Below are 11,561 nucleotides of genomic sequence, written 5' to 3' on the forward strand. Positions count from 1 at the left end.
GTGATTTAATCAGCGTTGTCATGATCGTTCGTTCATGACACACAGCAGACTGTCCGGGACAGCGTCTGCTGAAATCGTTCAGGGTCAGGCAAGGATGAAAGTTTTCAAGACTAAGAACCCAGACTGCTCGCGCCCTCATAAACCCAGTCTTTTTGATCACGAAACATCGCATTGAGTATTGTGACAAATTTCCTTATACATGCAGTCAGAGCCACTTTTTTCGGTTTTCCTCTCGCAAGTAATCCATCATAAAATGCCCTGATTTGAGGGTTGAAACGAACTGCTGAAAGCATGGCCATATAAAGCGTCGCCCGCAGACCAGACCTTCCTCCCCAGATCGCCCTCTTCCCTCTGAGTTGTCCGCTGTCCCTGTCATAAGGACAAACACCAACCAGAGCTGACACCTGTCGGCGCGTAAGCGAGCCCAGTTCCGGGAGTTGTATCAAAAGAGTGGCCTGCGTTACTGGTCCTATACCTTTTACTTTATCGAGCAACTTACGTTTCGCCGCCAGAGTATCATCCTGGCGTAGCCGTTGCTTAATCTCGGCATCCAGTATATCAATCTCAGCATCAAGCCATTTAATGTGCCGCTTGATCCCCTGCTCGATGTAAATGCCACATCGTTCCCTGAGGCGGTTGGTTTCCATCACCCGACTCTGAACCAGCTGACGCCGGCGCATCAGCAGTATGGCTAAATGCTGTTGATGCTCGCTTTTTGCCGGTCTGAATTGAGGTGTCATGCGACGACCATACTCGCAGATGATTCTCGCGTCGATGGGGTCACTCTTTGCCACCCTGCCCATGGCTCTGGCAAAGTTCTTTATCTGACGAGGATTAATTACCGCGACTGGCAGACCCGATGCACTCAGCATTAATTCAGCAGTACAGTGATACCGGCCTGTTGCTTCCATGATAATTCCAGCTACAGCAAGCCCGCTGAGTGCTTCATGCAATTCAAGAACTCCCGCAGCTGAATTTTCCAGATGCAGTAACTGCCCGGTAGTGTCGATAAACACTTCCAGGGTGTTTTTGGCTACGTCTATTCCGACAGTGGTTTTATCACTCATGTTCAGTTCTCCCTGCCTTGCAGATACGGGTTGTTTGCACACCCAGGCAATTGTTCGGGCTAATACTGAGACTGATGTTGCGCAATGATGCTCACCCTCGGGCTCATATCCCAGGACGACGAACGTGCTGCAACATCAGGTAAAACACAATGAGTGTATACGCTTCTCACTGTCACCCTGAACATACAAGGATGAGGACGAAGTGTACCCTTCAGGACACAGCGGCCGGGCTAGCGTGAAGGCACGGTGTGGTTGCCAGGACGAATTCAAAGGAACAGAAGTCCTCATTATGGGGGAAAAAGAAGTGGGATATAAAACTACTCATGCACATTAAGGTATTGTGATGAAGAATATAGCTTTCAAGACCTTAAACAATTGGGTAGTGTATAAATTACTGAATCCATCGCTAGGAGAGATTATTAAATGACAGATGAACAGTTAAATACAGAGTGGTGGGAAAAAACGGTTGAGTATAAATTTATTTTAAGTGCTAAAAGAGATTATGGACTGGATTTTTTGGCGCCCTTAGCTGGTAACCCTGAATCGATTGCCGATACGTTAACCCGCACACAAAACAAGTTTTATATAATTGAGTTTAAAAGCCAGCTTTCTGAATTCAAAAGTGAGTACGACAAATTTAAAGATAAAAAAGAGGAAACATACATAAACGTGGGTTTACAGTTATGCGGTAAAAAAGGATATGATTGCCATTATGTCATATATGGCTCTCTCCCTGACAGAAACAAGGAGCTAGAACTAATAATAAGAAAATATTTCGAAACAAAAAAAGATCTTATGCTAACTAAGAAACATTATTTTTCAAATGGCATGACAGCAAAAGAGTTTGAAGAATATACAATGCTTTTCACTAAGGGAAAAAGAACAGGAAACATTAATGATGATAATGATGATGGTGACAGTGACCGCTCCAGTGCCTTCACAAGGAGTTTAGTGCTGGCACATAATGGCAATGGAGAAGCATTATTAATGCCCATTAGTTATGCACGCAAACTAATAATAAAGGAGGCAAATAAAAACACAGATGCGAACACCAACACCATGAGTAATACTACAGAACGCTCTACCAGAGGGCCCCGAATGTAAGGACCGAGAAGTAAAAATGTAACATTAATGACATGAACAACCCCGCTTGGGATTGAATGACTCTTTAGGATAGAGGATAAATAAGGAAAGCCATGATGGAGCAAAATACTTTTGTTGATCGGTTTTTTCACAGCAGTCTAGAACTCACAGATTTCAGGAAGACTGGCGAGAGAGACATCAACACATTATTCAGCTTTTTGAATAACTTACACTCACTACAGGACCGATTGCGTCAACAGTTTGGCAAAAGCATTTCGCATTACCCTGAGTTTAAATTACTGAGGATGATCAGAAACTATCATCACCATGTTGGTGATGTTGATGAATTCAGAGTTTTCAATGCCAGGAATGAATTTTCACTTAGTCATACAGAAATGATAATCCTGCCTTTATTTGTGATTGCAAAAGCAATTATAAATTTAAAAAAGAGACCTAACTGGCAAATCGAAATTGAAATAATATCTGAGTTCATTGATAACTTCGAATACATCTCGCAAAATGACTCCTTCCTCTCTAAGGAAAAGTGCATCATTCAAAAAGACAAAAGATACTACCCTGGCTTCGATATTTATAAATGCGTTTATAACATCACAAACATTATTTCTGACACCTGCCGGGAAATACCAGAACTTTCGATAAAGGCATGCGTTACATCTTTGGATGAAACGTACACCGGTTCTAATAACATTGAGAAAAATAATTTAATCTGCCATGCCGGCGAGGTTCCTTTTTTAAGCACTGAAGGCTATATAATAATATCGGGAAATTAATGTAATTATGATTTCAGATATGTTTAAGAATTTAGAGAGAATGAAACAAGCCCTTAAAGAATGGGCTATCAAAGAAAGCATGTTTAACGACGCTACTTTTTTAACTAATAAAGAATGGAATGAACGCGGGGAAAACTTCACAACGATGCATTAATGGTTTTAGTTATCGATGGAAGCGGGTTATTTAGTCTGTTAAACCACGGTCATGACACAACCGAACTAGAGGATTTGGTTGAGTCGTTTGGCTTCTGGTATGAATTGGGTTATAGCTGGAGTCTTGGCTTTTACCCTACCGAAAATTATGACTATCGCAGATTGCGCGGTTCCTACACAGCCAAACTTCACGATCCAAGGTGGTTAAGAAAAGCAGCTCTGGTTAAGAACGAAGCGGGACACCGATGTGAGGATTGTGGAGCAGATGCACGCCTCGAGGCACATCACTGCTACTATACGACCATAAGACTGGGTTACGAGCCGTGGGAATATCCATTGAGTGCGTTTCGCGCACTGTGTCCAGCTTGCCACGGTTCACGTCCTGTTCCTGAAATCAGAGCACGAGCCTTTCTGGCGCGGCTTACGCAATCACAGCTCACAGGGCTACTCGATGGGCTGGATAACGGTTTTAACCGATTTGAGACAGATTCTTTTATTGAGTTTTTGCGCAGAGTTAACTTTCAAAAAGATCTGATGGATGAAGCCCTTTTACTTCTTAAAAAAAATACTGATAACTATGACTGAATGCCTTAGGGCGTAGGTGCCTGTGAGTATTAAAAAAACCCGCCGGAGCGGGTTCAGGGGAACAGGGGTTTTATCACCGACGGGGCGGCTTTTCTTCGTCAAACGCCAGCAGGACGCCCACGATGACCATCAGGCCATAGATAATCTGCAGCCCCACCTTTGCGGCGACCGGCACATTATCCAGCGCAACCAGCGGGATGATGAAGAGGATACTGGCCAGCAAAAAACCGCGACCGGTTTTACGCATCCGGACATGTAGCTGCTGTTCCGGAACACCTGCGCGGCGCAGCAGGTCCGTCGTCACGCCTTCCGCTTTCTGTTTAATACGTCCCATCATGCCACCTGTCTAAAAGAGTTTTTTCATATTGTCACGGACAGCTGACACCGGTGCTGCCGGCTGCGCATCGCTGACGTCCGCACTGCCGGCAGACTGCACAGGCTCTGAACGTGCGTCCTGATCGGGCGCGGTCACACCGGCAATCTGCCCGGCGAGCGCCCGGAGCGCAGGAATGCTGTCCGGCGGAACCGGCATACTGGTCAGCAGGCGCGGGAGGCGGGCATCGAGCGTGTGCAGGGCGAAACCGGCAATGATCAGGTTACGCAGCAGCACGCCACGCTGCCGGGATGTGGTGCCTTCAAGCAGGTCAGCAACGCGCCGGGATTCCTGAGAATACGTCAGATGAAGCGTAAAACGTCTGCGGCCAGCATTACCGCTACAGTCAGCCTGCGATCCCGTCACGGCAGGCAGTCCCTGCGGCTCCGGTGCTGCACCGGTCTGATACTCCCCCGATAACGCCGCCAGCAGGCTGGCCAGCTGACCATAGCGCAGCCTTCCGTCAAAAAGCTCTGTCACCAGAGCGGGGAGACGATTATCGGCGTGATACAGCACGCTGCCGGCAGCGGCGGCCGTGCGGAGAAAATCTCCCCGCAGCGGCTGTGATATGGTTTCCAGCGTGCCGGCGGCCAGCATGTCAGTGCGGTCGTCAGTGTGGAGATAAAAGGAGTATTTGCCTGCAGGCACGGTCAGCCCTCACGTTGATAACGGGCTATCTCCCTTGCGAGCGCCATCTGCGGATCGCTGATCACTTCAATACGCTCAGCGGCCAGCGGCCATGCCCTGCGTACAGCAGGCTCAATCAGTTCAGCCCCGCCGCCGACCAGGAAAATGCGGTTCACATTCCGGTAGCCGGCCAGTTCGCTGACCACTTTGGCACTCAGGGTGTCGATAGCTTCTTCAATTTTGTCAGTAACATAATTAATCCTGCTCCCATCATTAATGATGCGGTTCAGAAATGCACGATCTTTCCGGTGACGGACCACACTGTCAGCCACCAGGGGGCTGGTTTCACTGTCTGCTGCGCGCAGCGCTGCCTGTGCCGCCCGCGTGACCATCGACACCCCGACTTGAGGATTACCATGCACGGCGCTGATATCATCAAACTGCCCCACAATCACACCGGCATCCAGCGTTGTTCCCCCCAGATCTATGATGAGCGTGGTCTCGGATATACCTGGCTTCAGCTCCGACAACCGGGTGTAGGCCGCCGGCAGGGATTCAGGCATCACAATGACGTCGGTGATGACAAAGCGTTCCCGCTTGTTCACCGTGATATCGCGCAGCAGGTTCTCACGCTTACGGCGGATGTTGGTTTCGTTCTTCTGGCAGTCCTGATCGTAATATTCACTCAGCGGGAGGGTTACTGTCACCGTCACGTCCTGTGGCTCCAGACCGCTGTTCAGCAATGCATGGTGAACAGCCAGCAGGTTAAGATCGCCATACTGGTATTCCACATTGGTGGTCGGCATGACGTCACGGCTGACGCTGTCCCAGGTATATTTCAGGGTTCCAATCTGGTAATTGAACGCGTTTGCGCCAAAATCGGCCACTTTCCAGCCATGACGGAATGAATTGGCAGACAGGTGCGTCTTCAGGCCGTCAGCATCAAACCAGGCCAGTTTAACGTTGGTGGAACCGTCGTCACAGTTGATATTCATCTATTGCATCCTTTATTGTTCTCAATTTGAGAATATCATAATCACCATAAAATAAAATGCAATAATAAATACTCATATTGAGTATTTTAATATGCACTTTATTATCTTTTTGATTTATTTCTGTCCGTTTAACATCACTCCGGCGGTCCGGATGGCAATTCACCTTGCGCATTTCGTAAACCGGTAAATATACTGTTTATACATACAGTATATTAATAACAAGGAGTGGCGTTATGGTTCTGATAATGCTGACCCCGACCGAAAGCGCGCAGGCCCTGGCTCTGCCGCTGTTTCTGGAGATGGTGCCCTGTGGTTTTCCGTCTCCCGCCCAGGACTATGTGGAAAAGGAGCTGGATCTCAATGAGTACTGCATACGGCACCGCAGCGCGACCTACTATCTGCGCGCTCACGGCGACAGCATGCGGGATGGTTTCCTCTTTAACGGGGACCTGCTGGTTGTCGACAGCGCCATGAAGCCGGAGCACGGCGATATCGTCGTGGCCGGTATGGGGGCCGAATTCACCGTAAAGCGGTTGATGACACGGCCAAGACTGTGTCTGCAGCCCATGAATCCCGCGTTCCCGCCCATTTATCCCGATCCGGATGAGCTGCAGATTTTCGGCGTGGTCACTCACATCATCCACCGCACCCGCGAGGTGATGAAATGTTTGGACTAGCTGACGTCAACTCGTTCTATGCCTCCTGCGAGAAGGTCTTTCGCCCCGACCTGAAGGGCTGTCCGGTGGTGGTGCTTTCCAACAATGACGGATGCTGCATCGCCCGGTCCCCGGAGGCAAAACGCCTGGGCATAAAAATGGGCGATCCGTGGTTTAAAATCCGCGAACAAACCTTCACAGAGAAAATACACGTATTTTCAAGTAACTATGAGCTTTACGCGAGTATGAGTAACCGGGTCATGTCCTGCCTCGAGGAGATGGCGCCACGCGTTGAGCAGTACTCCATCGACGAGATGTTTCTCGATCTGCGGGGGCTGGAAACGGCCGTCAGCTATGAAAATTTCGGGGCGCAGCTACGCGCGCACGTTCAGGCCTGCACCCGGCTCACCATCGGCGTCGGGATGGGACCGACCAAAACGCTGGCCAAATCCGCGCAGTGGGCCTCCAAGGAGTGGCCTGCCTTCCGGGGTGTGCTGGCCCTGACACCAGGCAACCCTGCCCGGACGGAAAAACTGCTCGCCCTGCAGCCTGTCCAGGAGCTCTGGGGCGTCGGCAGCCGTATTGCGCGCACCCTGAACACAATGGGGATCACCACGGCCCTGCAGCTGGCCCGCACAAACCCGGCCTTCATCCGGAAGAATTTCAGTGTGGTGCTTGAGCGCACCGTGCGGGAACTCAACGGCGAATCCTGTATTCCGCTGGAGGAAGCGCCGCCGGCGAAGCAGCAGATTGTCTGCTCCCGCTCATTCGGGGAGAGAATTGTCACCCCGGAAGACATGCGGCAGGCAGTCTGCCAGTACGCCGAGCGCGCAGCCGAGAAACTGCGCGGTGAGCGCCAGTACTGCCGGCATATTTCTGTCTTTATCAAGACTTCGCCCTATGCCGCTTCTGAGCCTTACTACGGCAACGTGGCGGTTGAAAAGCTCGTGACGTCTACCCAGGACACCCGCGATATCATTGCGGCCGCTATGCGCGGGCTGGCGCGTATCTGGCGGGATGGCCACCGGTATGCCAAAGCCGGTGTCATGCTGAATGACTTTACCACCGGCGTGGCCCAGCTGAACCTGTTTGATGAGCAGCAACCCCGCCCCCACAGCCAGGAGCTGATGAACGTTCTGGACGGGATCAACCGTTCCGGCCTCGGTCAGGTATGGTTTGCCGGCCGTGGCATCGCCCCGCAGTGGAAAATGAAACGGGAAATGCTCAGTCCTGCCTACACGACACGCTGGAAAGAGATCCCCCTGGCCCGGATTGGATAAGCCAGGTGGTTCCGGCACCCTGCTCACACAAGCACGGCAGGACGCCGTGCGAAGCTCCGGTCTGATTAACCGCACAGCTCACAACCGGTAACCCGGTACAGCCGGACAGGCCTTTCAGTCCGGGTGTGACGGGTTGGGCAAGCCCGGAGGATTGCGGGCGCGGCAGTAGGGTTTAAGCAAGTGGTTAATCTCATGTATTCCCACTCAGCGTTAAGTTCTATTGTCACCAGATATATAGTTTTTCTACTTCTTCAGTTTTTCCCATACTGCGTTCTCACCTGTTCGACTCTGCCCCAAAATCTTGTCCCGCTCAGAAAAAGATTTCAACATTATCCATATTTCACTGAATAGAAGTTGTGGCGATAAAAAATACGATTGACCGAAGAGCAAATTCTCTTCACCCACAGCAGGCTGAACTGGGCAACCGGGCGTCGTATTTCTTTCATAAACAGGGGATTTCGCACGCCAAATTCTCTTAGTGACACAAGAAATAAGAAGGTACTACTCCCGCAGAGCTGAAGCATATACGTCAGCTGTAAGACGAAAGTCTGCGGCCCGAAAACTGGCGGGCGAGTTGAGCCTCGACAAAGCTATGTTTTATTACCTACAGTAAAAAAAAAGTACATGCTGGCACGACTGCATGAATAATGAGTCCCGTGCTACAGGCACATTATGAGTCCACAGAGCGGAAGCTATGTTCTGCGTTGCATGTCAGCTGCAGCTTGTTCCGTTACCATTCTCTGGACGCTGATGGCGAGAAGCTTCGCCTGAGTATCCGCTAATAATGAAAATTAAAACTGAAAACCAGGAACAACCGGGCAGGCTTTATTTCGGGTTTGAAGGGTTTGGCAAGCCCGGAAAATCCGGGCTCGGTTTGGGAAAGTCATCATGAAATTGTGGCGATTTCAGAGTGAAATTATGAAGAAAAAACATTTTAAATCAGACAATTAACTATGTAATTTCACTGGCGAAGAATCACCTTTACGCATCATTAGAAAGATGCTTTTGAAGAGCTTTCGCTACAGCTTCATCGATCTCGTCCTGCAGTTCTTTCGATAATCGATTGAATTCGTAAACAAACATGCGCCCTTTATTACGCTTTCTGGCAAATCGGTCTTTGTCCGGGAAAGACCACAGGTTCGTTACAACCGCTTTGTCTTTGCCTTTAAGAGAAGCCATAGCTGCGGTTTCACGGGTCAGGATCCTGATAATCCTGTTTTTAACTTCGTCTTCAGCAAGCGAGGCATCAGCCAGGATGATATTAATTTCCGGTGCAGTTGTTTCGAGCAAGGCCTCAATAGAAAGGTCTTTAGCCTTGAGCATTTCTTCCAGCGTACCTAACGCCTTGTAATCTGTAAATCCTAGTTCCGACTGAACCGGGAATATCGAAACTAACTGGGCTGATACAGATGCAGCCTGAATAGCGCGCGTAACTTTTGCTTCCGACAATCCTTCCAACCTGGCAATATCTTTCTGGCTCATGCCCGTGTTTTTGAGCGTTAAAAGACGTAACCCGATCTCACGGATGTTGTGCTCTTTGGCAGTCTGGATATCTCTAGCCAGTTTTCGCGCTTCATCGGCAGATATAGGCGACTTCGTCACCATGATATTTAACGCGGTATGGCAAAGGATAGCGGATGCTCGCCGTCTGGAACCATCGATTATCTCAATGCCTTCTTCACGGTTAATACCAATACACGGGAAGAACTGCTGCAATCGAAGAGTGGATGTAATGTCCTTCAGGGATTCAGGTGTCAGACTAGATTGATCGCGGCCATTCGTCTCCTGCAATACGTATGTCTTGCCTTCTACTTCATTTGCAGGAATGGTTTGCAAAGTGAAGACGGCTTTACGTCCAGTAGAAAGGGTAAAAATTTGCTCAAGCGCACTGTCTGATAAGTTATTAGTCCTTGCAGACGGGTTAAAGGTCCGACCAATGGTTGCTCTTTTCGTGCTCATAAGTCCCTCAATTTGCTCGGATAAATTCAATACGATCAAATACAGCTTTTGCAAAATCTTCTGCTGCCAATCGGGCATTTCTCAGAGCTTCGTTGCTGCCAATATAAGTCGATGGATTAGCTGATATGACAGTATCAAAAGACTCTCCACATCTTTCAAAACCGTCTAGGCGGGGCAGGGCGACATCCAGCATGTCACCGCCAAAAATTTCTTTAGCAAGGCTATGGCATAATTTATGGTCTGGTTTATTAGAAAGCTTGGACATGAAGCCAATGTTGCCAACAAGGTGACATGGATAACCTGATTCAGTGATGATATCCACCAGTTCAGGTAGACGGGTCAAATACTTCAGTGTTGAGTGAAAATCTACCTGTGCAGGTGGCACCGGAGTCAGAAGTAAATCCGCTGCGGCAATTGCATTTTTCAAAAAGGCATCAAGATGGGGTCCGCTATCGATGAAAATGAAATCATAATCGTTCTTGAGCTTCGCTATTAGATTTTCTTTCAGGACAGCATGTTCGTTCTGAGCAGGTAGATGTTGGGCACATAGTTCTGTCCATGCTGATGCTATAAACGCATCGTCGATGGAAGCAGGGAGAACATCCACACCCGGGACAATAGAAGATACGATAAACTCATCAAGTAGTTCTTCCCGCGTAACATTCTGCAGCATTGCCTGCGCTGCGGTAGTTTCGACTATGCCAACAGCCTGCGTATGGTTTAAAAACATTGTTGCAGATGACTGGGGATCCAAATCAATAACTAGAATCCGCAGATCTTCAAAGAGCAAATGAGGATGCGTACGTAGGGCATGTGCCAGAGAAACGGTAGATACGGTTTTTGAAACCCCACCTTTTAAATTTCCTACAAAAACGGTAAATGCTTCCTGATGTCTATCCCTGTATTTCGGGACTCCACGGTGATGATAAATATCGATAATGTTCTGAATAGACATTGCATATTTGGAGGATGTCCCGGCTGGTCGTTTATCAAAGACATAGCCTTTTTCTTCCATTTCATTTACTGCGTAATCCACGTTTGCTCTAGTGAGCTTTGGCAGTTTAGCCAGTGCTGCTTTCGCATATACTTGATAGTAAACATTTTCTTGCAGTTCTTCCTTCTGAGCCCGAATCTGTTCTGTCAGACCAATGAGCATTTTTTCAGAACGTTGCGCTACTTTAAGTAACTGTGATGAGTTGTTCATCAAAAGTTCCCTTTATGCAGGATTAATGAATTTAATCAAGAATGCTACACACAAGAAACAAAGTAAACATATAACCCAAAATTTTAGCGTGAAGATCAGATGTTTGCTCTCATTGGGGTTGGTGAGCGAGGCTTTCAGATTGGCTCGATCAAACATTCAGGATTAAGAGAAAAAGCGGCTTAGAAGAGTGACCTGAAACCGGTCAAACAGAACGTAGTTATATAAGGTAAGGCTATTGGTGATCGAGTTCCTGAATTAGTTGCAGGGTGAAATAGTTAGTGCAGCTAATTGTGCGCAGATAATCTGAGGCTGAGCATAGTTTGATCAAAAAGCAGATCCTCTGTTTTACCATTGGATAAGACCACAGAAGACCAAAAAAAGTACTGTAACTCTATGGCGTTATCCACTTATCCACTGAGTAGATCCAAACAATAATGATCCTTAGTAGATCCACTATAAGATCCAAATAGATCCCCGATCGCTGAGAGCCGCGCCAATACTGGGCTGGGAGGGGATTGTCATAAGCTATAAAGAGAAGAAGATAAGCTATGACAAGCACCATATAAACTACAAGGAGATAACTCTATGCTGTAGACAGTAAACAATATAAGCTATAGTCAGATAGCAGCGGTAAGCAGCTGTATAACTTGTGTCTAAAAACAACTCTATTTTTCATTGAGCTACGATGTGTTTTATTACATCAGAAAGATTTCGTTGCTCAACGATCCACAGATCTGGAGCTCGTCTTGGAAAACGAAAATAAAGATCTTAAAACCTTGTTTGAAGAG

At 48.1% G+C, this 11,561-nt stretch carries 12 protein-coding genes; 6 read left to right on the forward strand and 6 right to left on the reverse strand.

Translation table 11 applies throughout. The features are described from left to right. Positions 1-110: 110 nt before the first annotated feature. Positions 111-1,067: an IS110 family transposase gene (locus ACWPW2_RS21745; protein WP_454125382.1), complete on the reverse strand. Its 957-nt coding sequence runs from the start codon at positions 1,065-1,067 to the stop codon at positions 111-113. A gap of 423 nt (positions 1,068-1,490) precedes the next feature. Between ACWPW2_RS21745 and ACWPW2_RS21750 the strand changes: the two genes are divergently transcribed. The 4 genes from ACWPW2_RS21750 to ACWPW2_RS21765 all read left to right on the forward strand — a co-directional run bounded on the left by ACWPW2_RS21750 (position 1,491) and on the right by ACWPW2_RS21765 (position 3,679). Then, positions 1,491-2,171: a hypothetical protein gene (locus ACWPW2_RS21750; RefSeq protein ID WP_454125384.1), complete on the forward strand. Its 681-nt coding sequence runs from the start codon at positions 1,491-1,493 to the stop codon at positions 2,169-2,171. A gap of 92 nt (positions 2,172-2,263) precedes the next feature. Next, positions 2,264-2,941: a hypothetical protein gene (locus tag ACWPW2_RS21755; protein WP_454125386.1), complete on the forward strand. Its 678-nt coding sequence runs from the start codon at positions 2,264-2,266 to the stop codon at positions 2,939-2,941. 7 nt (positions 2,942-2,948) lie between these two features. Beyond that, positions 2,949-3,095 (forward strand): hypothetical protein, encoded by a 147-nt coding sequence (locus ACWPW2_RS21760; RefSeq protein ID WP_454125388.1) that lies wholly within the window; start codon positions 2,949-2,951, stop codon positions 3,093-3,095. After that, a complete protein-coding gene (locus ACWPW2_RS21765) occupies positions 3,095-3,679 on the forward strand; it encodes a hypothetical protein (protein WP_454125390.1) in 585 nt (194 codons plus the stop codon). Before ACWPW2_RS21760 ends, ACWPW2_RS21765 begins: the two co-directional genes overlap by 1 nt. A 73-nt stretch (positions 3,680-3,752) precedes the next feature. Here the strand turns inward: ACWPW2_RS21765 and ACWPW2_RS21770 are convergent, their stop codons facing one another. The 3 genes from ACWPW2_RS21770 to parM are packed head-to-tail and all read right to left on the reverse strand — an operon-like array spanning position 3,753 to position 5,674. Beyond that, entirely contained in the window at positions 3,753-4,016 is a 264-nt protein-coding gene (locus ACWPW2_RS21770; RefSeq protein WP_454125392.1) for a hypothetical protein, read from the reverse strand. Between the two features lie 9 nt (positions 4,017-4,025). Further along, positions 4,026-4,700, reverse strand: coding sequence for a plasmid partitioning/stability family protein (locus ACWPW2_RS21775; RefSeq protein WP_454125394.1), 675 nt, complete (start codon positions 4,698-4,700; stop codon positions 4,026-4,028). Between the two features lie 2 nt (positions 4,701-4,702). Next, positions 4,703-5,674, reverse strand: coding sequence for a plasmid segregation protein ParM domain-containing protein (gene parM / locus ACWPW2_RS21780; protein WP_454125396.1), 972 nt, complete (start codon positions 5,672-5,674; stop codon positions 4,703-4,705). A gap of 233 nt (positions 5,675-5,907) precedes the next feature. On the opposite strand from parM, the gene umuD reads away from it, so the two are divergent. Together umuD and umuC are read left to right on the forward strand one after the other, a co-directional pair. Continuing rightward, entirely contained in the window at positions 5,908-6,351 is a 444-nt protein-coding gene (gene umuD, locus ACWPW2_RS21785; RefSeq protein WP_454125398.1) for a translesion error-prone DNA polymerase V autoproteolytic subunit, read from the forward strand. After that, entirely contained in the window at positions 6,339-7,610 is a 1,272-nt protein-coding gene (umuC, locus tag ACWPW2_RS21790; protein ID WP_454125400.1) for a translesion error-prone DNA polymerase V subunit UmuC, read from the forward strand. Before umuD ends, umuC begins: the two co-directional genes overlap by 13 nt. Before the next feature lie 981 nt (positions 7,611-8,591). Here umuC and ACWPW2_RS21795 read toward each other — a convergent pair. Next, a complete protein-coding gene (locus tag ACWPW2_RS21795; protein ID WP_454125402.1) occupies positions 8,592-9,569 on the reverse strand; it encodes a ParB family protein in 978 nt (325 codons plus the stop codon). A 7-nt stretch (positions 9,570-9,576) separates the two neighbouring features. Then, positions 9,577-10,773: an AAA family ATPase gene (locus tag ACWPW2_RS21800; protein WP_369811801.1), complete on the reverse strand. Its 1,197-nt coding sequence runs from the start codon at positions 10,771-10,773 to the stop codon at positions 9,577-9,579. Between the last annotated feature and the right edge of the window lie 788 nt (positions 10,774-11,561).

It is taken from the genome of Kosakonia sp. Marseille-Q7440, from assembly GCF_965119485.1.